Origin of the sequence: Corynebacterium sanguinis (assembly GCF_007641235.1) — a bacterium.
Taxonomy (GTDB): domain Bacteria; phylum Actinomycetota; class Actinomycetes; order Mycobacteriales; family Mycobacteriaceae; genus Corynebacterium; species Corynebacterium sanguinis.
This window is the reverse complement of the sequence record NZ_CP038157.1, coordinates 1,690,986-1,714,963: the sequence shown is the minus strand read 5'-3', so window position 1 is coordinate 1,714,963 and position 23,978 is coordinate 1,690,986. Positions and strand designations below refer to the sequence as shown.

Below are 23,978 nucleotides of genomic sequence, written 5' to 3'. Positions count from 1 at the left end.
AGTCCGCACGAGCTCGACTACATCGAGCGCTTCAAGCCGATTGCTGGTGCACATGACTGCCGCGGACCGCAGTCGCCCACCGTGCTTAAAGCTTTGACGAGTCTATCCGAGCCGAAGCTGAGAGCCCAAATCACGCTCTAGCTGGAGCTCGGCTCGGTTGCCGCAGCGAGCTTGGTCAGCCGCGACATGAACTGCTCCAGGAAGCGGGCGGTATCGACCCCGACTGCGACGTGCGCCGTCTTCACGGGGTCGTTCAGGCGGGTCTCGTCGCCGATGGTGCGGCCGCGCGTCGGGCCCTCAGTGTCGGTCTTCATGTTGATGTCCACGAGCTGAACCAGCGAGGGGTCGACCGCGACGCCCACCGCCAGCGGGTCGTGCAGCCCGCAACCGCCCAGGTGAGGGGCGGTGGTGTCGTAGGCCTTGATGTAGTAGTCCGTCGCCTCGGCGAGGAAGTCGCCGCCGCGGGTGCCCAGCTCGCGCCACTTCTTCGTCTCCGCGTAGGTCAGCAGCGTCTGCAAGGTGACGTCGAGGCCGATCATGGTCACGTCCTGGGCGCGGCGGAACAGAAGGTCCGTCGCCTCCGGGTCCTGGTTCACGTTCGCCTCGGCCCACGGCGAGACGTTGCCCGGGACGGTCAGCGCCCCACCCATCATGACGATGTGCGCGCGTTTCGCGAAGCTTTCCGACGCCTCAATCGCCGCAGCGATGGTGGTCGACGGTCCCGTGGGCACAACGACCAGGTCGTCGCCGTAACGCTCGACGGACTCCACGAGGAAATCGACGGCGCTTTTCTCCTGCACCGTCGCGACAGGCTCCGGCAGCACCGCGCCACCGACGCCGTTGTCGCCGTGGATGAACGCGGAGATCTCCAGCACCTCAAACGAATCGCGGGCGCGCGCGTGATCCGGGCCGGCGAACACGGGGATGTCCGCGCGGCCGAACAGCTCCAGGATGGCCGCCGAGTTGCGCACCCCGGTCTCTACCAGCACGTTGCCGTAGGTTCCTGTCACGCCGATGAGCTCGAGCTCCGGCGAGCCCAGTGCGTAGGCAAGAGCGAGTGCGTCGTCGATGCCGGTGTCGAGGTCCAGGATGATCTTTCGTGCCATGTGGGTTTCTTACCTTTCGGGGTTTTTCGGATCCGCCGCGAGAATCTGGCGGGTTGTCTCTACGTCGCGGGCCATGCTGTCCAGCAGGTCATAGACAGAGTCGAACTTGACCATGTCGCGGACCTTGCCCACGAACTCGACGCGCGCGAGCCGGCCGTACAGGTCGGCTTCGCGGTCGAGGATGAAGGATTCAACACTGCGGCGGGCATCGCCGAACGTGGGGTTCGTGCCCACCGAGATCGCCGCCGGGTAGCGCACGCCCGGCTCCATGTCGCCCTCGATCGGGCCCTTCTCTTCGCCGTCGACGACGGTGAGCCAGCCTGCGTAGACGCCGTCGGCGGGCAAGGCGGAGATATCGGCGACGTACTGGTTCGCCGTGGGGTAGCCCAGCTCGCGGCCACCGCGGCCCGCGCCGCGCTCGATCTCGGCGGTGACCGCGAAATCGCGGCCCAGGAAGTCCGCTGCCACGCGCACGTCGCCGCGATCCAGTTCCTCGCGCACGGCCGTGGAGCAGACGCGCACGCCGGCGTCGTTAAGCAACGCGACGGTGACCACCTCGATGCCGAACACTTTGCCCAGCTCGCGCATGGTTTCGGCCGTGCCGGCGGCGTCTTTGCCGAAGGTGAAGTTCTCCCCCACCACCACCATGCGCGCACCGAGCGTGCCGGCGAGGACGTCGCGGACGTAGACCTCCGGGCTATCGCCGGCGAGCTCCTCGCGGAAATCGATGACCACGAGGTGGTCGACCCCGAGCTTCTCGATCAGCCGGGCGCGCTCGCTAAACGGAATCAGGGCCTTCGGCGCGCGCTCAGGGGCGAAGATCGCGACCGGGTGCGGCTCGAACGTCATCACCACGCACGGCAGGCCGAGCTCGCGGGCGCGTACCACGGCCTCGCTGATGAGTAGCTGGTGACCGCGGTGGACCCCGTCAAAGACTCCGATGGTGACAACCGTCGCGCCGAGAGTATCCGGCACCTGCCGCAGACCGCGCAAAATATCCACGGGGGATAGACTACGGCATACTGTTTCACTATGAGTTTTGCCCCTGACCCGCTTGCCAGCTCCGGAATCGTTGTGGTGGACAAGCCCGCCGGGATGACAAGCCACGACGTCGTCGCCCGCCTGCGCCGCTTCTTCCACACCCGCAAGGTGGGCCACGCGGGCACCCTCGACCCGATGGCGACCGGCGTGCTTGTCGCCGGCATCGAGCGCGGCACCAAACTGCTCGCCCACCTAGTCGCCGAGGACAAGGTCTACACCGCAACGATCCGGCTCGGGGCCGCGACCACCACCGACGACGCTGAGGGCGAGGTCACCTCCACCGCCGACGCGTCCCACATCACGGACGCAGACATCGCGGCCGGGATCGGCGAGCTGACCGGCGACACCATGCAGGTGCCGTCGAGCGTCTCGGCGATCAAGATCGGGGGCCGGCGCGCCCACGAGCTGGTGCGCTCGGGCGAAACCGTCGACATTCCGCCACGGGCGGTCACCGTGTTTAGCTTCGACGTGTTGGGGGTGCGTCGAGAAGCAAGCGTTGTCGACGTCGACGTGCGCGTGCACTGCTCGAAGGGCACCTACATCCGCTCGCTGGCCCGCGACCTCGGAGCCGCACTCGGCGTGGGCGGGCACCTCACCGCGCTGCGCCGCGAAGCCGTCGGCGCGTTCACGCTCGCCGATTCCCGCAGCCTCACCGAGCTCGAGAACGCCCCCACCCTGTCGCTGAGCCTAGACGAGGCGCTGACCCGCGCCTGGCCGGTGATCGACGTCACGGCCGCGGAGTACGAGGCCCTGGCCATGGGCAAGTGGCTGGAGCCGCGGGGCACACGCGGTGTACACGCCGCCGTCGGCCCCCACGGGCGCGCCGTCGCGCTAGTCAAGGAGCAGGGCAAGCGCCTCTCGACGGTGTTCGTCGCCCGGCCGTCCACCCTGTAGCGTTTAGGCCTCCACGAAGGCCGAGGCGATGACGAAGTTGCCGCGCACCGCCCAGCGCCCCTCAAAAAACGGCACCGGGGTGGGCCTGACCAGGATATAAGCGATGAACGTTCCGTCGGAGCGGATGTCGATCTCGGCGTCCTCGAACCCGAGCCAGCGCCGCGTCATCGGGAACCAGCACTTGTACGTCGCCTCCTTCGCGCAGAACAGCAGCCTGCCCGCCCACTCTTGGCCGTCCGACTTCATCAGGTCGAAGCGGTGGCGCTCCGGCGCGCGCGCGATCTGGTCAATGACGCCCTCCGGCAGCGGCTCCGCGGGCTCGACGTCGAGGCCCATCGACCGCACGTGCGTGCGCGGCGCCGCCACAGCCGCGCGCAGGCCCTCGGTGTGCGTCAGCGAGCCCGTGTACCCGCGCGGCCACAGCGGCATCCCGCTGTCACCCTTCAAAATCGCCTCGCCGGGAGGGACCCCCAGCTCCCGCAGCACCTGGTGCGCGCACCAGCGGGCGTCGCCAAACTCGCCCTTTCGCTTGTCGACGGCCTGACTGACCAACCCCTGTTCCTCCGGGTGTAGCTCCAGGTAGTTGGTCAGGTTGTCGGCCTCGTCGGTGCGCAGGTACACGTAGCGTGCTGCCGAGGGGAACAGTTCGAGATCTTGCATCACTGCCTCAGCTCCATCACCGGGTAGGGCCAGGTGGTGTCCCCGCTGCGCTCGGGCGTGCCCTGCCACTCTCTGGGGTAGCCGAGGGAGACCTCGATGTGGTCTACCCCGTCGACACGCGTGATGCCCGGCATGTGGAGGTGGCCGTAGACCACCGCGCGAGCGTTGTAGCGCTTCGCCCAGGAGCGGGTGTGGCGGGTGCCGCACCACAGCGCGATCTCGGGAAAGTGCAGCCGCGCCACCGGTTCCTGCACCAAGGGCCAGTGGTTGACCAGGATGGTGGGGCCGTCGATACGCGATAGGCGCCTCGTGGTGTAGGCGAGCCGGTCCCAGCACCAGGCGCGGATGTCGACGAAGGGGGCGATCGCGAACTCGTCGGTGAGCACTATGCTCTTTTCCTGCGCGGCGGCCAGCGCTTGCTCCACGGTGAGATTGGGCCCGCGGAAGGAGTAGTCGTAGAGCGTAAACAGCGGCGCGATGGTGACCCCGCCGAACGTTGGGTAGACGTCTTCCGGGGTGATCACCCCGATGTCCCGCAGGGCGTGGACTAAAGCCGCGTACTTCTCCCGACCGCGGTAGCGGTCCGCCGAGCGGGAGAACAGCTCGTGGTTGCCGGGGGCCCATATCACCGTGTCGAAGCGGTTGGCGAGCTTTTCCAGCACCATCACCACCAGGTCGAGGCGCTCGGCGACGTCGCCGGCCACGATCAGCCAGTCCGACGGGTGGGTCGGCCGGATCCGATCAATGTGCGGCCCGTTCGCTTTCACTGCGGCGTGCAGGTCGGACACCGCCCACAGGGTTGTCGTGGTGGTCGCCATGTCAACTTGTTCTATCACACGGCCTCACCCGCGATGGCCCATTTCATCGAACGGAACCGAACGACAACACCCGCAAGCCGGATGACCACGGACGCCAGCAGCCCGGCCCACACACCGGGCAGGCCCCACCCGAAGGCGAGGGCGGCGAGTGTGACGGGGAAGAAGACGCCGAGCACGGAGGCGATAGTAAGCGTGCGCAGGAACGCCACGTCACCCGCCCCGAGCAGCGCGCCGTCGAGTGCGAAGACCACGCCGCCGACGACGATCATGACCACGAGCATCCACCACGGCACGACGAGCTGGTTCACAACGTCCGGGTCCCGGGTAAACAGCGCCCAGATACCGCGACCTGCCAGGGCGAAGACGAGCGCGAGGACGGACGCGAAGACCATGGAATAACGCGTCGCGAACTCACCGACGCGGCGCGCTTGCGTGACCTCGCCGCGGCCCAGCGCCGAGCCCGTGAGTGTCTGCGCCGCGATCGCGAGCGAATCCAGCACGAGGGTAAGGAAGTTCCACAGCTGCAGCAGGATCTGGTGCGCCGCCAGCGCGGCGACGCCGAAACGACCCGCCACCGCCGCGGCGGCAAGCATGGAGATCTGAAACGACATCGACCGCAGGATTAGGTCGCGCCCCATGACGAGCTGGCTGCGGATCACGCCCCAGCGCGGCGCCCACGACCCCTGGTGCGCGGCGTACTCGCGCACCAGGGTGGCCAGGAACAGCGCCGAGGTTATCCCGATGCCCAAGACGTTCGCCCAGGCGGAGCCGACGAGGCCGAAGCGGTCGACGAAAAATGGCAACAGGGCTGCCCCGGGGACGATCCCGCACAGCGTGAGGATGAAGGGCAGCCGCGTGTTTTGCACCCCGCGCAGCCAGCCGTTTCCGGCCATGATGATCAGCGTCAGCGGGATGGCGAGGGCAGCGACGTGCATCCAGCTTGCTGAGGCCGCGGCGGTGGCAGGGTCGTTGGTGAGAAACAGCGCGATGGGCTGGGCGAAGCCCCAGATCAACGTGGCGAGCGCCATGCCGACTGCGACGGCGACCCAGGTGGCTTGCACCCCTTCCGCCACCGCGTCGGCGCGGCGGCCAGCGCCGAAGAGCCGCGACGCTCGCGCGGTGGTGCCGTAGGACAGGAAGGTCAGCTGCACCGTCACGGTGGACTGCACGGCGGTGCCGGCGGCTAGAGCGGCGAGCTCCGCCGTACCCAGCCGGCCCACCACGGCGGTGTCGAGCAGCAGGTAGAGCGGGTTCGCGGCCAGGACACCGAGCGCGGGAAGTGCGAGGCCCAGCACTCTCCGCGGGGTGACCGTCACATCCGCTGTCATGGCAACGCGCCAAGCAGGCTTTCGATCACCTGATCCCGCGTGCCGCGGGCAGAGTACCCGGCCGCGGGCCGGTGGCCTCCCCCGCCGAGCAACCCGGCGACCCGGGCGACGTCGATAGTGACCGAGCGCAGTGAGACGTTCCAATACTGCACGCCCTGCTGTTTGAGCACCACGCCGACGTCGCTGCCCTGGACGCTACGCGCGTAGTCGATGATGCACTCCACCGCCGTCTGGCTCATCAGGTCGATCGCCGCGGCGTCGATCGTGAACACCGACACGGTGTGTCCCCGCACCTCGTAGGCCTCGAGCGAGGCCAGCACCGCGCCGACGTGGCGCATGTCCGCGGGCGTGAGCGCATCCATGAGGTCCATCGCAATCTTGCGGGTGTTAAGACCAAAGTCCATCAGCTCCGCGGCGAGGTGGTGCATCCGCGGCGTCCCCCAGCGGAAGTTGCCCGTATCCGTGACCAACCCCGCGTACAGGCAGTACGCGATGTCGGCGTCGAGTGCCACGTTCATGTGGTAGAACAGCTCCCGCACGATCGCGGTGGTCGACTCCGCGGCCACCACGAGGTTGCGCGCACCGAACAGCGGGTTCGACGCGTGGTGGTCGACCACCAGCACCCGCGCAGGGTCGGCCTCGACCGCCGCACAAAACGCGCCAGTGCGGTCGGCCGAGGCGCAGTCGACGGTGACGATGAGGTCCTCGGTCGGCGGCTCGCAGGTGTAGGTAATCTCGTCGACGAACGGCACCGTCGCCAGGTTGCCCGGGTGTGGGGCGCGCTGGCCGATGTACGCGTTCGCCGTGATCCCGAGTTGGCGCAGCCCCGCCATCAGCGCGCAGGCCGAGCCCACCGCGTCGGCGTCGGGCTTGATGTGCGTGACGACGGCGACCGAGGGGGCGTCGACAAGCACGCGCGCGGCGGCGGCGAACTCGGACTCGAGGCCGGGGAACATCTGCGCCATGAACCTACTCTTCGACGTTTCTGTAGGGGTTGCCCTCACCCGCCGGCTTCGCACCCTCGCGCAGGCGCGCGAGCTCGGCGTCGCGGGCGCGTGCGCGGTTGAGCAGCTCCTCCATCCGCGCGGAGGCCTCCGGCACCGTGTCCATCTCAAACGAGATCGTCGGCGTGAAGCGCACGTTGAGCTGGTCGCCCACGATCTTGCGGATCTGCCCGCGGGCGCGGTGCAGCGCCTCGGCGGCTTGGTCGTAGTCCGGCTCGTCGTTGATGTTGCGCCCGCGGACGGTGTAGTACACCGTCGCGTCGTGCAGGTCGCCTGTGACCCGAGCGTCAGTGACCGTGACCAGCTCCAAGCGCGGATCCTTCACCTCGCGCTCGATGGAGGACGCAACGATTGTCTGAATCTGCTTCGCCAAACGCTGCGCGCGTGAGTTGTCAGCCATGTCATCTCCTTAAGTCTTACTCGGGTCCGATAACGTACCCACTCATTCTAACCATGTGGAAAAACCCCACCCCCTAGTGAACTGCTCCCCATTAGTTGGACTGAGAAATCAGTTACCAACTAGTGAGGAGCAGTTTCCATTGAGAGCACGAAGTTCGCTGAGCGAACATCAGCGTGAGCAGCTGGTGGAGTGTTTCGAGCAAGGCATGAGCTACGGAACCGCTGCCAAGACTCTTGGTGTCTCCAAATACGCCGTCCGTACGCTGCGTCGTCGGTTTCAGCTGCATGGCAGGCTATGTCTTGTGGAGAAACCGACAAAGCAGCAGCACTCGTTCGACATCAAGAAGGAAGTTGTCCAACGCCACCTTGCCGGCGAGACAAAGATGGATCTTGCACGCGAGTTTGGCCTGTCGTCAGACCAACTCGTCAAAGATTGGTCCCGGAAATGGCGTAAAGGTGGCGATGACGCGTTAAAACCGAAGCCGAAGGGCAGGCCCAAAGGCTCGTCCGCGCCGAAGAGGCTCACGGAAGAGGAGAAGCTGCGCCGCCAGATCGAGCGGTTGGAAGCGGAAAACGCCTACCTAAAAAAATTGCGGGACTTGAGGAACCAGGGACACGTCTGAAAGTCCAGGCGATCGTCATCCTCAAGTCGCACCACCGCCTGGAGTACCTGCTAGAGGCAGCAGGTATCCCGCGGTCGACGTTCTTCTACCACCAGAAACGACGCGGTGAGCCGGATAGGCATGCTGTGCTCAAAGACGCGATCCGGGAGAGCTTCGAACGCAACAAGCATCGCTACGGCTACCGGCGAGTACTACTGGACCTGCGTAATCAGGGGTGGGTGGTCAACCACAAACTCGTCTACAAACTCATGCATGAGATGGGTCTTCGAGCCAAGGTCCGCCAGCACAGGCCTTACATCTCCTACTCCGGAACCGTCAGCCGCATCGCTGACAACAAGCTCGAGCGCAAATTCACCCCGGATAAGCCAAACACCGTCTTTGTCAGCGATGTCACCGAGTTCAGAATCGCAGGCCGCAAGGTGTATTTGTCGCCGGTGATGGACTTGTTCGACCGCTCAATCGTCGCTCACACCGTGGCTACATCGCCGTCGACAGCATTTACCACCGATTCTTTATCCAAGGCGATCGCAGCGTGTGCACCTGAAACCGGGTGGATGATGCACACCGATCAAGGTTTCCAGTACCAGCACTCGACTTGGCGCAAACTCATTGACGAACACGGTGGTGTTCAGTCGATGTCGCGTAAAGCCAACTGTTACGACAACGCGGTCATGGAGAACTTCTTTGGACACTTGAAAACCGAGATGTACCACGGTGAAGTTTTCGACACGGTCGCAGAGTTCAACCAAGCGATCGACGAGTACATCGGGTGGTACAACACCGAACGCGTCCAACAACGACTAAAGGGTCTGACTCCGATGCAATATCGGAATCAGACCCTTCAACCCCTAACCGCCTAGAATTAAACCAGTCCAACTTTCGGGGGCTAGTTCACTAGCGAAGGAGATGGGGCTTTTGCTTATCGGCGCCGCGTTGCCACGTGCGTCGATAAGCGTGGCGCGGCTCTTAGTCGCGCGGAACCTCAACCATCTCGTAGACCTGGACCACGTCGTCGACCTGGATGTCCGGGTAGGACAGGACCATGCCGCACTCGTAACCCTTGTCCACCTCCGTGACGTCATCCTTCTCGCGGCGCAGCGACTGGATCGTCGCGTCCGTGGTGATTACGTTGCCGTCGCGCACCAGGCGGCACTTCGCGTTGCGACGCACCTTGCCCTCGGTGACCATGCAACCAGCGATGAGGCCGACTGCGGAGGCCTTGAAGATCTGGCGGATCTCCGCCGCGCCGATCTCGCGCTCCTCGTAGACAGGCTTGAGCATGCCCTTGAGAGCGGCCTCGACATCGTCGATGGCCTGGTAGATCACCGAGTAGTAGCGGATCTCCACGCCCTCGTTGCCGGCTTCCTCGGTCGCCTTACCCTCAGCGCGAACGTTGAAGGCGACGATCACCGCGTCGGAAGCGGCAGCCAGGACCACGTTGGTCTGGGTGACCGCACCGACGCCGCGGTCGATGATGTTGACCTCGACCTCGTCGTCGATCTCGATCTTGAGCAGCGCCTCCTCCAGGGCTTCCACCGAACCAGCGTTGTCGCCCTTAAGGATGAGGTTGAGCTGGCTGGTCTCCTTGAGAGCCGCATCCAGGTTCTCCAGGGAGACGCGCTTCCTGCGGCGCGCCTGCATCGCGGAACGCTTGCGGGCGTCACGCTGCGCGGCGATCTGGCGAGCGATGCGGTCGTCCTCGACCACGAGCAGGTTGTCGCCCGGGCCGGGAACGCCGTTGAGGCCCTGGACCTGGACGGGGCGGGACGGGCCCGCCTCCTCGACGTCGTTGCCCCACTCGTCGACCATGCGCCGCACGCGGCCGAAGTTGCCACCGACGACGATGGAATCGCCGACGCGCAGGGTACCGCGCTGCACGATCACCGTGGACACCGGGCCGCGGCCGCGGTCCAGGTAGGACTCGATGGCCAGACCCTGGGCGTCCATGTCCTCATTCGCGCGCAGATCCAGCGCCGCGTCCGCGGTCAAAAGGACGGCCTCGAGCAGCTCGTCGATACCGGTGTTGTTGCGCGCCGAGATGTCAACGAACATCGTGTCGCCGCCGTACTCCTCCGGCACGAGGCCGTACTCGGTGAGCTGGCCGCGGATCTTGTCCGGCTGCGCCTCGGGCTTATCAATCTTGTTCACAGCAACCACGATCGGCAGATCCGCTGCCTTGGCGTGGTTGATCGCCTCAACGGTCTGGGGCATCACGCCGTCGTCGGCGGCGACGACGAGGATGGCCAGGTCCGTCGACTGCGCACCACGGGCACGCATTGCGGTAAACGCCTCGTGGCCCGGGGTATCCAGGAACGTGATGGTGCGCGGCTCATCCTCCAGGGTGACGGTGGTCTGGTACGCACCGATGCCCTGGGTGATGCCGCCGGCCTCGCCGGAGCCGACGTTTGCCTTGCGGATCGTGTCCAGCAGGCGGGTCTTACCGTGGTCGACGTGGCCCATGACGGACACCACCGGCGGGCGTTGCGCCAGGTCTTCCTCGTCGCCCTCGTCCTCACCGAACTGCAGGTCGAAGGACTCGAGCAGCTCGCGGTCCTCGTCCTCCGGCGAAACAACCTCAACCTCGTAGTTGATCTCGGCGCCGAGCAGCTGCAGGGTTTCCTGTGGCACGGACTGGGTAGCCGTCACCATCTCACCGAGGTTGAACAGGGCCTGAACCAGGTTTGATGCCTCGGTGCCGATCTTCTCCGCGAAGTCAGCCAGCGACGCGCCCTGGCGCAGGCGGACGGTCTTGCCGCCGCCGTCGGGCAGGCGAACGCCACCGATGACGTTCGGTGCGTGCATCTCCTCGTACTCGCTGCGCTTCTGACGCTTCGACTTGCGACCACGCCCAGGGGCGCCGCCGGGACGGCCGAACGCGCCAGCGGTACCGCCGCGGCGACCGCCGCGACCGCGGAAACCGCCGCCTGCGGGACCACCGGGGCCACCCTGGCCACCGCGGCCACGGCCGCCACCAGGTCCACCCTGGCCACCACGACCACGGCCGCCGGCAGCGGACTTCGTCGGCATCTGGGTCGGCGACGGGTGTGCCGCCATATCGGCCGGCGACGGGCGCTTGCCGCCCGGGCGCGGGCCGGGACGGCCTTGACCCTGGCCAGCGCGCTCTTGGCCCTGGCCACCACGGCCACGACCTGCTGCCCCACCGGGGCCACCGGCCGCACCGCGGCCACCGCCTGGGCGAGGTGCCGGGCGCGGGCCACCCTGGTTCGAAGAGAACGGGTTGTTGGCCACGCGCGGGCGCCCGCCCGGCTTCGGCATCGGACGAGGCATCGCGCCCGGGGTCGGCCCACCCTCGCCGGAGCCCGGTTTGGGCGCTGCCGGCGACTGTGGCTTCGGTGCGCCCGGCCTCGGGGCAGACGCGGCCGACTTGGCGGGCTGCGCAGGAGTCGGTGCGCTGGGCTTTGCGGCAGCCGGCTTCGGTGCGCCGGGCTTAGCTGCAGCCGGCTTCGCGGCGGCAGGCTTGGGCGCCCCAGGCTTTGCAGCCCCGGGCTTCGCGGCGCCAGCGGCGCCAGGCTTCGGCGCAGCAGGCTTATCACCGCCCGGCTTGGGCGCGCCCGACTTCTGGCCCTTGTCGGCGTCCGCTCCGTAGAACGCCTTCATCTTCTTCACCACCGGCGGTTCGATGGTCGACGATGCGGTTTTCACAAACTCGCCCTGGTCTTTCAGGGTTGCGAGCAGTTCTTTACTTGTTACGCCGAGCTGTTTCGCCAGTTCGTGTACACGTAGCTTTCCGGACACTTGTCTCCTCTGTGTTATTTCTAGGAGCCAGTGCCGGTGCGCCATCGAAATGGCGGCTACTGACCCCTAGAGGTTGTCATCGACTTTCATCGCTGATGCTGCTTCATGGTTGCGTACTCATCAGTGTTCGGTCTTCCTATCCTTATGTGGGTCGTTCGCGCGATCCGCGAGGTACGTCCTTACATGACCTAAATCCACGGGTGTGGACACGCGCAGGGCTCGGGCGAATGCCTTTCGCCTCTCCGCGAGCTCGAATGCATCCAGTGTTGGGGTGATCCACGCTCCCCTTCCGGGGAGCGTCGCGGTCGGATCCGCCAGGATCCGGCCGGACCCGTTCGGGTCGGCCACCACGCGGAGCAGTTCGGTGCGGGGACGTGCCCCGCGCGTTGCGATGCAGGTGCGGATGGGCGTCGTGCGCTGCTTCTCGCGTGCGCCTTGCATCATCCTCGCCTTGTCCTCACTTCCGGTGTGCCCGCAACTGGTGTGCGGTTTTAAGCCGTAGTCAACTTTACGCCACAGCGGGCGAAAATAGTACTTACACCCGCTACGCAGGTTTTCGCGCGTGAAGCGAACTAGGCCTGCGAGGCGTCGGCCGCGTCGGAGTGGATGTCGATCTTCCACCCGGTCAGGCGCGCGGCCAGGCGCGCGTTTTGGCCTTCCTTGCCGATCGCCAGCGAGAGCTGGTAGTCCGGCACCGTCACCCGCGCGGCCTGGCCCTCGAGGTCGAGCACCTCGACGCGCACGACCTTCGACGGCGCGAGAGAGTTGCCGACGTATTTCGCCGGGTCCGCGGAGTAGTCGATGATGTCGATCTTCTCCCCGCCGAGCTGCTGCATGATGTTGGTCACGCGCGCGCCGCGCGGCCCGATGCAGGCGCCCTTGGCGTTAACGCCCTTGACCTTGGCCTGGACGGCCACCTTGGAGCGGTGCCCCGCCTCGCGGGCAATCGCGACGATCTCGACGGTGCCATCGGCGACCTCAGGAACCTCGAGCGCGAATAGGCCGCGCACGAGTTCCGGGTGGGTCCGAGACAGGTTGACCTGGACCTTCTGCTCACCCTTGTTCACACCCACGACGAACGCCTTGATGCGGTCGCCGTGCTTGAGCTTCTCGCCCGGAATCTGCTCCGCCGGCAGCAGGATGCCGTCCTGCGGGTCGGCCTCCGTGCCGAGCTCGACGACGATCAGGCCGCGCGCCTCAGCGTTCGCATCGCGCTGGACGACGCCCGAGACAACCTGTCCCTCAAACTCGGAGTACTCGGTGAAGGCGCGGCCCGCCTCCGCCTCGCGCACGCGCTTTTTAATGGCGTCGAGCACCGTGGGCGCGCCGATGCGCGAGAAGTTCACGGGGGTGTCGTCGTACTCGGAGATCACCGCGCCTTCATCGTCTACCTCGCTGACCAGCACGGAGACGTCACCGGTGTCGGCGTCGATCTCGACTCGGGCCTTCTGCCCCTCGGCCGGCGGGGTCTCGCGGTAGTCGCGGTACGCCCATAGCAGGGCCCTGGCGATGGTTTCGAGCAAGTCGTCACGGTCGATGCCGTGCTCGACGGAAATTACCTTCAGGGCGTTGAGGTCAATATTCACTTGTTACCTTTCAGTTGGCCGCGCGTTCAGCGGCCTGGTCGAACGAGAGCTCCGCCAGCTCGTTCTGCGCGGCGGGCGGTGTGTTGAATTCAATTTCTACCACCGCAGGTGCCAATCCCGAAACCGGGCGCACCTCGGGCCGCGGCTGTTTCTGCGCGGTGGGAATGAGCACGACGTTCTCTTCCGCCGCGTCGAGCGCACCGATTCGGAACTTCTCCTCGCCGACGGCGACGAGGCGGCCGCGGTTGCGGCGCCAGTGGCGCGGCTCGGTCAGCGGCAGGTCGACACCGGGGGTGGTCACCTCGAGGGTGTAGCCAGCGCCGAAGTTGATCTCCCCTGCGTTCTCGCGGGCGTCGAAAAGCTCGCTGAGCTCGTTGCTGACTACCTCAAGCTCGTCGAGGGTGGGGTGCGCGTCCGAGTCAAGCGCGATAACAACCTGTGACTTCTTCCCGGCGGCGACTGTGCGCACCTTCTCCACGTCCATCCCGTACGCCGCGGCGATGGGCTCAATCATCCTGGTCAGTTCGTCGACTCCTGGAAATGCCATGCGCTCTAGCCTATCGTGTAGCGTTTTCGGGGTGAAAAGACTGCTCGTGATACTGCCGGCCGCCGTGCTGCTGACGTCGTGCACCGTCATGGACATCGTCGGACCGCGCGCGAACGGCGAGATCATGACGCTGGCACGGCAGGCGAGCGCGGATCAGTTTTCGCTCGACGACGCCGCCGCGGCCGAACTGCGCGCAACTCAGTCTTCCCAGCTAGTCGCCGAAGCGCAGCGGCTGTGCGGCACCGATGACGCTGGCAACCCGCCGTCGTCCTGCGACGTGAGCTTCGGGGACACCGATCTTCCCGCCGGCGCCGCGGACGTCGAAGCGATGATTGATCAGGTCCGCGCCGCGACCGTGACGGCGGCGGGAAAGGTCCCGGAGGATTCGGTTGACCTGGTTGTTTCCCAGGCCATCGACACCGTCGCCATCGCGCCCGTCGAGCTCGAGGGCATCGCGCTTGACGACGCCCCAGCGGCCGACCTCGACTCCGCCCGCGACATGCTGCGCCGTGAGTACGCGCTCGAGTACGGCATTGGGCTCGCCACCGCCTGGGCCGACGACGCGCTCCTCGCGCGTATCGACGCTCTGCGCAGCGCCTCCGACGCCCGCCGCGAAGCCCTGACCGCCGCCCTGGAGCCCACCGGCGACGTGCCGCAGCCGCTCGCGGGCTACGAATTCGCCGAAGGCGGCACCCCCACCGACCCCGCATCCGCTGCTGAGCTGGTGCAACGCCTCAACGCGGACTTGGTCACGCAGTGGCACCACGCGGCGGCGGGAGCGGACGACGCACAGTGGCGCGACGCCGCGATCAGGCTCGCGGCGCACGCCCAGCGCGCCTGAGGTGTCGTGACGATGTCGTAAAATACCGCAGGTGACACAACAACGTATAAAACACTTGCGATGGGTATCTCTCGCGATCATCGCCGTCGCGGCCTTCCTGATCAGCCTCGGGCCGATCGATTCGCCCAACTCGCCCACGGCCATGCTGCCGGACGGCTTCGACTCCACCGAGGTTGCCGCGCAACGCGCCGCAACTGAGGGCGAGGGCTCGGCGGCGGTCGTGCTGTTCACGGGCTTGAGCCCGGAGACTCTCCCGCAGCTTCAGGGCAAGGCTGAGGAAATCGGCGGGCCGTTAATCCCGAACGAATCCGTCGACGCGGCGATCGTCCCCGTCGAGGTCACCTCGGAGTCGCTCACCGACAACGTCGACGTGGTCGAATCCTTGCGGGCCACGGCCGCCGACGGCCTGCCCGAGGGCGTGGAGTCGCAGGTCACCGGCCCCGCTGCAATCGAGGCGGACCTGTCCGGCGTGTTCTCCGGCGCCAACGTCACCCTGCTCGCGGTTACCGCGATCATCGTCGCGGTGCTGCTGGTGTTTACCTACCGCTCCCCCATCTTGTGGATCATCCCGTTGCTCGTCATCGGCATCGCCGACCGCCTTGTCGCCACGACCTACCCCCGCGTCCTGGACGCCGTGGGCATGCAGTGGAACGAATCCACCGGCGGCATCCTCTCGGTGCTCGTCTTCGGCGCCGGAACCAACTACGCGCTGCTGCTGATCTCGCGCTACCGCGACGAGCTCACCCGCACCGAGAACCGGTTTGAGGCGATGTTCCGCGCCTGGAAGCCGACGGTAAGCACGATCGTCGCCTCGGCGGCCACAGTGGCCCTCGGCGTGCTGTGCCTGCTCCTTTCGCACACCCCCACCAACCGCGCGCTCGGCCTCTCCGCAGCGTTCGGCGTGGGCGTTGCGCTGTTCTTCGGGGCGTTCGTCCTACCCGGCATCCTCATCCTGTTCGGCAGGTGGATCTTCTGGCCGAAGACGCCGAAGGTCGGTGACACCACCGAGCACCGCGTGTTCGATGCGGTGGGGCGCCTCGTCTCGGCCCGGCCCGCCGCCGTGCTCGGGTCTTCGCTGGTCATCCTGGGCATCATGTGCGCTGGCGCACTGCGGATCAGTACCGGGCTAACGCAGTCCGACCAGTTCATCGACACCCCCGAATCGATCACCGCGGCCGACGACCTCAGCGAGGCCTTCCCGAACATGTCGGCCACTCCCGCCATCGCGCTCACGTCTGACCCGGAGGCCGCGACGGCATCGCTCGAAGGCGCGGGTCTTAGCGTGATGGACTCGGGCAACGGGTCGCTGCAGGTCTCGGGCGGCGACACCGCGGAGATCCGCGATGCTCTCGCCGGCACCGACGCCAAGGTGGGCGGGCTCGACGCCGAACTCTACGATACCGAGCAGGCCGCTGCCGAGGACCGGATGATCATCTTCCCAGTCGTGTTGCTGCTGATCTTCGTCTCACTCATCCTTCTACTGCGCTCGGTCGTCGCCCCCGTGGTCATGACCGCCTCAGTACTGCTGACCAACGTCGCAGCCCTGGGCATCGGCTGGTGGGTTTCCCACTACATCGTCGGATTCGAGCGCTTCGATTCCACGACCCCGCTCTACGCGTTCGTGTTCCTCGTGGCCCTCGGCATCGACTACACCATCTTCCTGGTGACCCGAGCGCGCGAGGACTCCGCCGAGCTGGGCACGCGCCGCGGCATCCTCACCGCGCTGTCTACCACGGGCGGCGTGATCACCTCGGCCGGTATCTTGCTCGCGGCAGTCTTCGCCGCCCTCGGCGTGCTCCCCCTGGTCGCGCTCGCGCAGATCGGCATCGTGATCTGCCTGGGCGTGCTGCTCGATACCCTGATCGTGCGCAGCCTAATCGTGCCTTCGGTCGTCGAGCTGCTTGGCGACAAGTTCTGGTGGCCCGCGAAACCCGGGGCGCTCGCCGAGCGCTAGCCCGCGGCGACGAGCTCGCGGACCTTGGCCACGATGTCCGCGCTCGCCACCTCGAGGGTTTCGCCGCCGCGGATACGCAGCTCCACGATCCCGTCCGCAAACGAGCGCCCGAGGATGACGATGAACGGCATTCCGAGCAGCTCAGCGTCTTTGAACTTGACTCCCGGTGACATCTTGGGACGGTCGTCGAAAAGCACCTCGAGCCCAGCGGAATCGAGCTCGGCGGCGATGTCCTCGCCGGCCTGAAGGGCTGCGGCATCCTTGTTCGCCACCACCACGTGCACCTGGTACGGCGCGATGGCGACCGGCCAGACGAGGCCCTTGTCGTCGTGGCGCTGCTCGGCCACGACCGCCATCATGCGGGAAACGCCGATGCCGTAGGAGCCCATGGTGGGCACGGCGCGCTTACCGCCCTCGTCGAGGATCTGCACGTCCATCGCCTCGGTGTACTTGCGCCCGAGCTGGAAGATGTGCCCCAGCTCGATACCGCGCGCGAGCTTGACGGTGCCGTTGCCGGAGGGGGAAGGATCGCCCTCGCGCACCTCGGCGGCCTCCACGAAGCCGTCGACGACGAAGTCGCGGCCGGCAACCAGGCCGACGACGTGGCGCTCGTGCGCATCCGCACCGGCGATCCACGACGTGCCGTCGACCACGCGCGGGTCGGCGTAGACGGTGACCCCGTTGGCCGCCAGCGCGCGCGGGCCGACGTAGCCCTTGACCAGAAAGTCCGTGCGGGCGAAGTCTTCCTCGCTCGCCAGCTCGAAGGTCGCCGGGGCCAGGGAGGCCTCGAGGCGCTTCTCGTCAAGTTCGCGGTCTCCGGGGATCAGGATGCCGGTCAGGCGCGGGCCGACGGGGGCGCCATCGTCGTCAGTGAGGCGCGGGTCGTCGACCTTGAGCACCATGCACTTGAGCGTGTCGGCGGCGCTGACCTGCCTGCCCTCAACGGTCACGCCCTGGGCGTTGGCCCACGCGACGAGCGCGTCGATCGTTTCGGCCCGCGGGGTGTCGTGCTCGACCGCGTCCGGCAGCCCCTCGATCGGCTGCGGCTCGGGCGCGACGGTCACCACGGCTTCGACGTTCGCGGCGTAGTCGCCGGCCGACGAGATGACGAACGTGTCCTCACCGTTGTCGGAGTACGCCAGGAACTCCTCGGAGGCGGAGCCGCCCATCGCGCCGGAGGTCGCCTTGCAGATCTCGTAGCGGATCCCGACGCGGTCGAAGACGCGCTGGTAGGTGGCGCGGTGCTTGGCGTAGGACTCTTCAAGCCCCGCGTCGGTCATGTCGAAGGAGTAGGAGTCCTTCATCACGAACTCGCGTCCACGCAGGATGCCGGCGCGCGGGCGTGCCTCGTCGCGGTACTTCGTCTGGATTTGGTACAGCGTGACCGGGAAGTCCTTGTAGGAGGAGAACATGGATTTCACCGCGGAGGTGAACATCTCTTCGTGCGTCGGGCCGAGCAGCATGTCCGCGCCTTTGCGGTCTTTGAGGCGGAACAGGTCGTCGCCGTATTCGGTCCAGCGGTTGGTCAGCTCGTAGGGCTCGCGCGGCAAAAGCGCGGGAAATAGCAGCTCCTGGGCGCCCATTGCGTCCATTTCCTCGCGCACGACGGTCTCAATCTTGCGCAGCGTGCGCAACCCCAGCGGCAGCCAGGAGTACACGCCTGGCGCGGCTCGGCGGACGTAACCGGCGCGCACCAGCAGCTTGTGGCTGGGCACCTCGGCATCAGCCGGGTCTTCGCGCAGGGTGCGCAGGAAAAGCGAGCTTAGGCGTGTGATCATGCGCAACATCTTATCCCCTAGTCTGTTCTGCATGCTGATCGTGTTGCCCCCTTCCGAAACCAAGGCCCCCGGCGGCTCCCCATCACCCATGAGCCTGTCGTTCCCCGCCCTCGATCCCGTGCGCAGCTCGCTTCTCGACGACCTTTCCACGCTGCCCCTGCCAGCAATGATGTCGGCCCTGAAACTGCCCGAGTCCAAAGCCGACGAGGCCGCGGACAACCAGCGGTTGCGCACCGCGCCCGTCATGCCCGCGCTGCTGCGCTACACGGGCGTGCTTTACGACGCCCTCGACCCCGCCACCCTGCCTAAAGAGGCGTGGTCGCGCCTCGCTATCGCCTCCGCCCTGTTCGGCCTGGTGCGCGCCGACGACCTGATCCCGCGCTACCGCCTCTCGGGAGGCTCCAAACTGCCGGCTGCCGACGGCACCGTGCCGACGATGAAGGCGCGCTGGGGGGCGTCGATAAGCGACGTGCTCTCGGGGCTGGGCTTCATCGTGGACATGCGCTCCGGGGCGTACCTGTCGCTCGGGCCCGTGCCCTTTGCGGTGACGGTGCGTGTGGAAACGGAGGTCGACGGGCAGCGCAAGGTGGTCAGCCACTTCAACAAGCGTTACAAGGGCGAGCTGGCGCGCGTGCTTGCGCTGGGGCCGGACGTCTCCTCCGCCGATGGGGTTGCGGAGGTGGCGCGTGACGCGGGGTGGACCGTGGAGGTCAACGGTGAGCAAGTGACGCTGGTGGTTGACTGAGCCCGCACGCCAGCTTGACCTCGGCCACGAACTGGTCGCCGTGACGGATGAGGGCCGTGGGGCTGTAGCGGCGCATGTGGTAGCCGCTGTTGAGCAGATCCTTCTCGCGCTCCCGCTCCTTTCTCAGCATGTCATCCGTGCGACCGTACGTTGTCCCGTCGTACTTGACCTCGCCGTCGATCTCCACGACGACCCTTTGCCCGATGAGCAGGTCGACCTCGTAGTGGCTGAGCTTCACGTTGACGCGGATCGGCCCGATCCCCGCATCGATGAGCAGCGCGCGGGCGTAGCTTTCGTACGGCGAGCGCACGTTGTCGATTGCGTGGGCAAACGCGCGCCGCACCACGCCGATCCCCTTGCGCCTGCCGAGCTTGCGGATCTCGAACGCAATATTGGCCCGCGGATGCCTGCCCAGCAGCCAATCCATGGCCACGAGACCCTCGCGGAACCCGTGGCGCAGCGCGATATCGATACCCGTGCGGATCTCCGACGTCACCCGCACCCCGTCGACCTGCGTGAGCTCGTCGCCCCGGTACGCCCCGCTAAGGTAGGTGCACCCGCGCGGCCAGTTGCTATTCGACGGCCGCCTCCCCGTCGCCGGCACCAACTCGATCGCCTCGGGCGTCGTCGCGATCACGGGCATCCCGTGGATACGCGCTGCGGACCGCCCACCCAGTGCCGCCTTTCTCACCGTCTTGCCGACGGCCCACGCACGCAGCCACTCCTTCTCGTACCGTTTCAGCTCGCCGAGGATGGAACGGTGGCACACGAACCGCGCCGAGACCGGGACCAGCTCCTCTGCAGCGAGGGCTCGGAGGAACTCGTGGTCGTTATTCTAGGCGCCGCAGGTGTCGACGAGGCATTTCACCAGGCGGAGCTTGCGCTGTATGTCCATGCGGGCAGCATTACCCAGATTTCTGGCCCCCGCTTTGGGGTGTTGTTTGGCTGTGGATAACCCGGGACTTCTCCACAGATTCGCGGCGTTGTCGGGGTCTGGGGGAACCCTGCCGTTAGTTGGGCTCGGTTGGTCTAGTGCACTGCTTGGTTTGGACTGCGCGTTTTTGGCGTCTGGGGGGGCGACGGCAGGCTTGCGGGGGCTGCTGCGCAGTTTGGACTACGCGTTTTGGGGCTGTGGCCGACTTGCGACCTGGGCTTTTGTTCTCGGGTTCTGCGAAACTGCGCAGTCCCGGTAGCGGGCCGCCGGGAGGCGTGCCGGGGCTACCGCACAATTTGGACTGCGCAATATAGCGCCCCAGCCAACCAGCAACCACCCCAACCACCCCCGAATTTATCAATTTATCAACAACGGCCAATTATCAATTTATCAATCATGTAGGATTGCACCCATGCCAAACCCCTTCCGCCCCACATTCGGCGCGAGCCCGCGCGTCTGGGCTGGTCGCGAAGCCGTGATCGACGAGTTCGGCCGCGCGCTAAAGAACGGCCCCGGCGACCCGCACCGCAGTGTCATCATCTCCGGTTCCAGGGGAATCGGCAAGACGGTGCTGCTCACGGAGCTCGAGGACGTCGCGAAGGAGCAAGGCTGGATCGTCGTGCGCGCCTCGGGCCGCGAGGGCATGGCGGAAACTCTGACCAATTCCGCGATCCCGGAGAACATTGAGCAGCTCGAGCCCCAGGGCGACCGCAAGCTCACCGGGTTCAACATCGCCGGCGTCGGCGGCGTGCGCAGCGAACTGTTGGAGAACGACACCACCCCGCGCCTGGTCACCCGGCTGCACGAGCTGCTTAGCAAGCTGCGCGGAACAGGTGTGCTCATCACCATCGACGAAGTCCAGGACGCCAACCCGGCGGAACTGACCCAGATCGCGGTTGCTTACCAGGACCTCGTGCGCGACGACGCGGAGATCGCCCTCGCCATGGCCGGGCTCACCCAGGGCGTCAACCGGCTACTCGACCTGCCCGGCGCGACATTCCTTCGCCGCGCGCGCCACTACGAGCTCGGCCCGCTCACGCTTGACGACGCCACCACCACCCTCCTCGACACCGCCCGCCACGCCGGGCGCGAGTTCAACATCGACGCCGCCCACACCGCAAGCCGGATCACGCAGGGCTACCCCTACCTCGTTCAGCTCGTCGGCTACCTCGCGTGGGAGGCACAACCGACCGGGCCGATCAGCCTGGACGCCGTCGAGGCGGTGCGCGAGGAGGCCATCGGCCGGCTTGGCACGCAGGTGCACCAGCCGTCGCTTCGCGACGTCCCCCCGCGGCAGCGTGAGTACCTCGACGCCATGGCGCACATTGAAGCCCAGACAGGCCGGTCGGAGATTTCTGCGAAGGATTTGGCGGTGGCGTTGGACAAGCCGTCGACAAGCTTGTCCGATACTCGCGGGAAGCTCATCGAGCGAGACCTGATTCTGCCCGCGGGGTGGGGCGAGGTGACATTCGCGCAGCCGTATTTGGGCGACTACCTGCGCAACCAGAACAAGCCACGGCGGATCAGCTAACGGGAGACTCCGCGCGACGCACCGCAGGCAGGTCAACTAACCCGAAATTGCTATGGAACCTCAACGCTTGGACCGCATTTCTGTGAAGTTGGGCGATTGATGTTCCGGAAATGCTGACGCTTTCGCTCTTGGGCACGCTGTTTGGGACGAACACGGTCCTCAATGGCTACGGGCCATATGTGCTCGTGGGACTCGGTCTCGTGGTTTTCATCGAGTCCGGAGTGCTCTTTCCATTCCTCCCCTGCGACTCACTGCTGGTTGCGGTCGCAGCTCTCAAAGACAGCTTGGGGCTGTACGCGTGGGAGATTATCGCGACGGCAATCGTCGCGGCGATCCTCGGCGACCAAGTGGGGTTCTATCTGGGCAGGCGGTTCGGCAGGAAGTTGTTCTCTGACAACGCGCGCATCCTGCGCACCGACCGCCTCCAAGCTGCGGAAGACTTCTTCCGTCGACGAGGCCCCTTCGCTTTGGTCCTGGGCCGCTTTGTTCCTATCGTTCGTACTTTCGTGCCGTTCGCGGCGGGCACTGCTCGCCTGTCGTATCCGCGGTTTGTGGGCTGGAACGTCGCGGGAGCCGTCTTCTGGGTTGTTCTCATGGTGTCCGTGGGCGTTTTCTTCGGCGACATTTCCGGGCTCGCGCACTCCATCGACTTCGTGATTATCGCCGTATCGGCCATCTCCATCCTGCCCGTACTCGTTGGAGTGGCCAAGAAATGGCGCCGGGAAAAGGCTTATCAGCCTTCGCGCGTGAGCTAGGCCCCCGCCCGCAGCACCGTGTACCGCGCGTCCCGAGCCACCTGCTCGACGAAACCGAAGCGCCGCTCCACCTCGCCGCGGTAGCGCAGGTGGGAGTTATGCACGAGGTAGAGCGACCCGCCGGGTGCGAGAAGCCGTACAGAGGCGTCGAGCAGGTGGTTGACCAGCGTGGCATCCACGGTGGTGCCGTCGTGAAACGGCGGGTTGAGCGCGATGGTGTCGAAGCTGGCGTCGTCAAACCCCGAGCCTGCATCGTCCCACGTGGCGTTGAGCCCGTTCGCGCGGGCGGACAGCACGGCGTCGGCGTCCGAATCGGTGCCCATCACCGCGCCGGACAGGCCCCGCGAAACGGACCCGTTGCCGCAGCCGAGGTCGAGGTATCGGCCCAGGTCCGCCGGCAGCGACGACCGCAGCAGCTCACCGCCGGGGTCGGGTTTCGCCCCAGAGAAGACGCCGCCAATGGCGACTAGGCCGTCGCCACGCACGGGCTCGTAGCCCACCGGCTTCGGTCCCGAGGCGACAAGGCAGCGGAACTTCCCGCGCCCGCGGGAGGCGGCGACGTCGTCGAAGGACTCGGCCAGCACGCTGTTCATCGAGCGCGCCAAGTGCTTGTTGTTGGCCCCGAGCACCATCTGAACTTGAGAGAACTCCGCGCCGGCGATGGAGCGCGCGAGATAGTCGAGCCGCCCGAGGGATTTGGGCATCTCACCGACAGCCACAGCGCTGCCGGTAGACCCCGCGAGGTAGGAATCGAGGCGCTGCTCCCCCGCCACATCCGCCCCGGCGTCGGCGGCCGCGCGGCACCGCGAAAAGTCCGAGTCCACAAACACCACGCGCTTGCCGGTGCCCACGGCTGCCGCGAGCAGGTCACCGGTGGGGTCGTTGCAGATCAGGATCGTGTCCGCGTCGCCGACCGTCGCGAGCGACCAGATCAGGCTATCAAGGCTGCGCAAGGCCCGCGACCTCCCCGATGATGTAGACGGCCGGCGCCGCCACCGCGTTGGAGGCCATCACGCTGGCCAGCTCGGAGAGCTCGCAGTAGAACGCGCGCTGGGAGGCGGTTTCGCCCTCCTGGATTACGGCGGCGGGCGTGGTGGGCGCAAGGCCCGCGTCTACCAGAGCCGAGCAGATCTCCGGCGCGTGGCGCACCCCCATGATGACCACGATCGTGCCGCCGACGCGCGCCAGCGCCTCCCAGTCCACCAGCGACTTCGGGTTCGAGGGCGCGAGGTGGCCGGACACGACGGTAAACGCGTGGGTCATTCCCCGCTGCGTCACGGGGATCCCCGCGGCCGCGGGCACGGAGATTGCACTCGTGACCCCCGGCACGACCGTGCAGCTCACGCCCGCCGCAGCGCAGGCTGCGAGCTCCTCGAAGCCGCGGCCGAAGACGTAGGGGTCGCCGCCTTTGAGGCGGACCACACGGCGCCCCGCCAGCGCGTGGTGGACGATCAGTTCGTTGATGCGCTCTTGGGCGACTTGTTTGCCGTAGGGCAGCTTGGAGACGTCGATAAGCTCCTTGCTCGAAATGTTCAGAAAATCGCCGAGCTGGGAGGCGGGGCCGAGATGATCGGTGAGGATGACGTCGGCCGCTTCCAGCGCGCGCAGCCCGCGCACCGTCAGCAGGTCCCAGTCGCCCGGCCCCCCGCCGACGAGGGTGACTTCTCCGTAACTCATG

Annotated in this window: 22 protein-coding genes; 7 read left to right on the top strand and 15 right to left on the bottom strand. The window is 66.7% G+C overall.

Annotated features, from left to right (window positions below):
- Nucleotides 1-137 precede the first annotated feature (137 nt).
- Together E3227_RS08275 and E3227_RS08270 are read right to left on the bottom strand one after the other, a co-directional pair.
- Nucleotides 138-1,106, bottom strand: coding sequence for a nucleoside hydrolase (locus E3227_RS08275; RefSeq protein WP_144318153.1), 969 nt, complete (start codon nt 1,104-1,106; stop codon nt 138-140).
- Nucleotides 1,107-1,115: 9 nt separating this feature from the next.
- A complete protein-coding gene (locus E3227_RS08270) occupies nt 1,116-2,108 on the bottom strand; it encodes a bifunctional riboflavin kinase/FAD synthetase (protein WP_144318152.1) in 993 nt (330 codons plus the stop codon).
- A gap of 30 nt (nt 2,109-2,138) precedes the next feature.
- Between E3227_RS08270 and truB the strand changes: the two genes are divergently transcribed.
- On the top strand, nt 2,139-3,041 hold the full coding sequence (gene truB, locus E3227_RS08265) for a tRNA pseudouridine(55) synthase TruB (RefSeq protein WP_136651628.1): 903 nt from the start codon (nt 2,139-2,141) through the stop codon (nt 3,039-3,041).
- Between the two features lie 3 nt (nt 3,042-3,044).
- Here the strand turns inward: truB and E3227_RS08260 are convergent, their stop codons facing one another.
- The 5 genes from E3227_RS08260 to rbfA are packed head-to-tail and all read right to left on the bottom strand — an operon-like array spanning nt 3,045 to nt 7,251.
- Nucleotides 3,045-3,701 (bottom strand): 4'-phosphopantetheinyl transferase family protein, encoded by a 657-nt coding sequence (locus E3227_RS08260; RefSeq protein ID WP_136651627.1) that lies wholly within the window; start codon nt 3,699-3,701, stop codon nt 3,045-3,047.
- Nucleotides 3,701-4,519 (bottom strand): metallophosphoesterase family protein, encoded by an 819-nt coding sequence (locus E3227_RS08255; RefSeq protein WP_136651626.1) that lies wholly within the window; start codon nt 4,517-4,519, stop codon nt 3,701-3,703. The genes E3227_RS08260 and E3227_RS08255 overlap by 1 nt, the downstream gene beginning before the upstream one ends.
- 14 nt (nt 4,520-4,533) lie before the next feature.
- Nucleotides 4,534-5,847 (bottom strand): MATE family efflux transporter, encoded by a 1,314-nt coding sequence (locus tag E3227_RS08250; protein WP_136651625.1) that lies wholly within the window; start codon nt 5,845-5,847, stop codon nt 4,534-4,536.
- Nucleotides 5,844-6,812: a DHH family phosphoesterase gene (locus E3227_RS08245; protein ID WP_136651624.1), complete on the bottom strand. Its 969-nt coding sequence runs from the start codon at nt 6,810-6,812 to the stop codon at nt 5,844-5,846. Before E3227_RS08245 ends, E3227_RS08250 begins: the two co-directional genes overlap by 4 nt.
- Before the next feature lie 4 nt (nt 6,813-6,816).
- Nucleotides 6,817-7,251, bottom strand: coding sequence for a 30S ribosome-binding factor RbfA (gene rbfA, locus E3227_RS08240; RefSeq protein ID WP_136651623.1), 435 nt, complete (start codon nt 7,249-7,251; stop codon nt 6,817-6,819).
- Between the two features lie 139 nt (nt 7,252-7,390).
- Between rbfA and E3227_RS08235 the strand changes: the two genes are divergently transcribed.
- Nucleotides 7,391-8,733, top strand: a protein-coding gene (locus E3227_RS08235) for an IS3 family transposase (protein WP_246062663.1) whose coding sequence is annotated in 2 segments (ribosomal slippage) — nt 7,391-7,832 and nt 7,832-8,733 — 1,344 coding nt in all. Because the reading frame shifts where the segments join, the coding sequence is not laid out codon by codon here.
- Nucleotides 8,734-8,839: 106 nt separating this feature from the next.
- On the opposite strand, the gene infB is transcribed toward E3227_RS08235, so the two are convergent.
- The 4 genes from infB to rimP all read right to left on the bottom strand — a co-directional run bounded on the left by infB (nt 8,840) and on the right by rimP (nt 13,762).
- Nucleotides 8,840-11,629: a translation initiation factor IF-2 gene (gene infB, locus E3227_RS08230; protein WP_136651622.1), complete on the bottom strand. Its 2,790-nt coding sequence runs from the start codon at nt 11,627-11,629 to the stop codon at nt 8,840-8,842.
- A gap of 120 nt (nt 11,630-11,749) precedes the next feature.
- Nucleotides 11,750-12,073 carry a YlxR family protein gene (locus tag E3227_RS08225; RefSeq protein ID WP_170228659.1) on the bottom strand — a complete coding sequence of 108 codons (324 nt, stop codon included), beginning with the start codon at nt 12,071-12,073 and terminating at the stop codon, nt 11,750-11,752.
- Nucleotides 12,074-12,201: 128 nt separating this feature from the next.
- Nucleotides 12,202-13,215, bottom strand: coding sequence for a transcription termination factor NusA (nusA, locus tag E3227_RS08220; protein ID WP_136651621.1), 1,014 nt, complete (start codon nt 13,213-13,215; stop codon nt 12,202-12,204).
- 10 nt (nt 13,216-13,225) lie between these two features.
- Nucleotides 13,226-13,762, bottom strand: a complete 537-nt coding sequence (rimP, locus tag E3227_RS08215; protein ID WP_136651620.1) for a ribosome maturation factor RimP — start codon at nt 13,760-13,762, stop codon at nt 13,226-13,228.
- Between the two features lie 31 nt (nt 13,763-13,793).
- On the opposite strand from rimP, the gene E3227_RS08210 reads away from it, so the two are divergent.
- Together E3227_RS08210 and E3227_RS08205 are read left to right on the top strand one after the other, a co-directional pair.
- On the top strand, nt 13,794-14,603 hold the full coding sequence (locus E3227_RS08210) for a DUF4439 domain-containing protein (protein ID WP_246062662.1): 810 nt from the start codon (nt 13,794-13,796) through the stop codon (nt 14,601-14,603).
- A 55-nt stretch (nt 14,604-14,658) separates the two neighbouring features.
- Nucleotides 14,659-16,557 (top strand): MMPL family transporter, encoded by a 1,899-nt coding sequence (locus E3227_RS08205; RefSeq protein ID WP_144318151.1) that lies wholly within the window; start codon nt 14,659-14,661, stop codon nt 16,555-16,557.
- Here E3227_RS08205 and E3227_RS08200 read toward each other — a convergent pair.
- Nucleotides 16,554-18,335 (bottom strand): proline--tRNA ligase, encoded by a 1,782-nt coding sequence (locus E3227_RS08200; protein WP_144318150.1) that lies wholly within the window; start codon nt 18,333-18,335, stop codon nt 16,554-16,556. The genes E3227_RS08205 and E3227_RS08200 overlap by 4 nt on opposite strands.
- Before the next feature lie 31 nt (nt 18,336-18,366).
- On the opposite strand from E3227_RS08200, the gene E3227_RS08195 reads away from it, so the two are divergent.
- Nucleotides 18,367-19,080: a YaaA family protein gene (locus tag E3227_RS08195; RefSeq protein ID WP_136651617.1), complete on the top strand. Its 714-nt coding sequence runs from the start codon at nt 18,367-18,369 to the stop codon at nt 19,078-19,080.
- Here E3227_RS08195 and E3227_RS08190 read toward each other — a convergent pair.
- Nucleotides 19,046-19,849 carry a hypothetical protein gene (locus E3227_RS08190; protein WP_144318149.1) on the bottom strand — a complete coding sequence of 268 codons (804 nt, stop codon included), beginning with the start codon at nt 19,847-19,849 and terminating at the stop codon, nt 19,046-19,048. The genes E3227_RS08195 and E3227_RS08190 overlap by 35 nt on opposite strands.
- A 577-nt stretch (nt 19,850-20,426) precedes the next feature.
- On the opposite strand from E3227_RS08190, the gene E3227_RS08185 reads away from it, so the two are divergent.
- Both E3227_RS08185 and E3227_RS08180 read left to right on the top strand, forming a co-directional pair.
- Entirely contained in the window at nt 20,427-21,545 is a 1,119-nt protein-coding gene (locus tag E3227_RS08185) for an ATP-binding protein (protein WP_144318148.1), read from the top strand.
- 110 nt (nt 21,546-21,655) lie between these two features.
- The gene (locus E3227_RS08180; RefSeq protein WP_136651614.1) at nt 21,656-22,300 is read left to right on the top strand and encodes a DedA family protein; all 645 of its coding nucleotides are present in this window, start codon (nt 21,656-21,658) and stop codon (nt 22,298-22,300) included.
- Here E3227_RS08180 and E3227_RS08175 read toward each other — a convergent pair.
- Together E3227_RS08175 and cobA are read right to left on the bottom strand one after the other, a co-directional pair.
- Nucleotides 22,297-23,253, bottom strand: a complete 957-nt coding sequence (locus E3227_RS08175; protein WP_136651613.1) for a class I SAM-dependent methyltransferase — start codon at nt 23,251-23,253, stop codon at nt 22,297-22,299. The genes E3227_RS08180 and E3227_RS08175 overlap by 4 nt on opposite strands.
- A complete protein-coding gene (cobA, locus tag E3227_RS08170) occupies nt 23,240-23,977 on the bottom strand; it encodes a uroporphyrinogen-III C-methyltransferase (RefSeq protein ID WP_144318147.1) in 738 nt (245 codons plus the stop codon). The genes E3227_RS08175 and cobA overlap by 14 nt, the downstream gene beginning before the upstream one ends.
- Nucleotide 23,978: the final 1 nt, after the last annotated feature.

Bases quoted from the DNA above. Each gene is read 5' to 3' on its own strand.
- E3227_RS08200 (WP_144318150.1), bottom strand. From the start codon at position 18,335: ATGATCACACGCCTAAGCTCGCTTTTCCTGCGCACCCTGCGCGAAGAC.
- rbfA (WP_136651623.1), bottom strand. From the start codon at position 7,251: ATGGCTGACAACTCACGCGCGCAGCGTTTGGCGAAGCAGATTCAGACA.
- E3227_RS08250 (WP_136651625.1), bottom strand. From the start codon at position 5,847: ATGACAGCGGATGTGACGGTCACCCCGCGGAGAGTGCTGGGCCTCGCA.
- E3227_RS08195 (WP_136651617.1), top strand. From the start codon at position 18,367: ATGCTGATCGTGTTGCCCCCTTCCGAAACCAAGGCCCCCGGCGGCTCC.
- rimP (WP_136651620.1), bottom strand. From the start codon at position 13,762: ATGGCATTTCCAGGAGTCGACGAACTGACCAGGATGATTGAGCCCATC.
- E3227_RS08245 (WP_136651624.1), bottom strand. From the start codon at position 6,812: ATGGCGCAGATGTTCCCCGGCCTCGAGTCCGAGTTCGCCGCCGCCGCG.
- E3227_RS08275 (WP_144318153.1), bottom strand. From the start codon at position 1,106: ATGGCACGAAAGATCATCCTGGACCTCGACACCGGCATCGACGACGCA.
- E3227_RS08180 (WP_136651614.1), top strand. From the start codon at position 21,656: ATGCTGACGCTTTCGCTCTTGGGCACGCTGTTTGGGACGAACACGGTC.
- cobA (WP_144318147.1), bottom strand. From the start codon at position 23,977: ATGAGTTACGGAGAAGTCACCCTCGTCGGCGGGGGGCCGGGCGACTGG.
- E3227_RS08255 (WP_136651626.1), bottom strand. From the start codon at position 4,519: ATGGCGACCACCACGACAACCCTGTGGGCGGTGTCCGACCTGCACGCC.
- truB (WP_136651628.1), top strand. From the start codon at position 2,139: ATGAGTTTTGCCCCTGACCCGCTTGCCAGCTCCGGAATCGTTGTGGTG.
- E3227_RS08185 (WP_144318148.1), top strand. From the start codon at position 20,427: ATGCCAAACCCCTTCCGCCCCACATTCGGCGCGAGCCCGCGCGTCTGG.
- E3227_RS08225 (WP_170228659.1), bottom strand. From the start codon at position 12,073: ATGATGCAAGGCGCACGCGAGAAGCAGCGCACGACGCCCATCCGCACC.
- E3227_RS08260 (WP_136651627.1), bottom strand. From the start codon at position 3,701: ATGCAAGATCTCGAACTGTTCCCCTCGGCAGCACGCTACGTGTACCTG.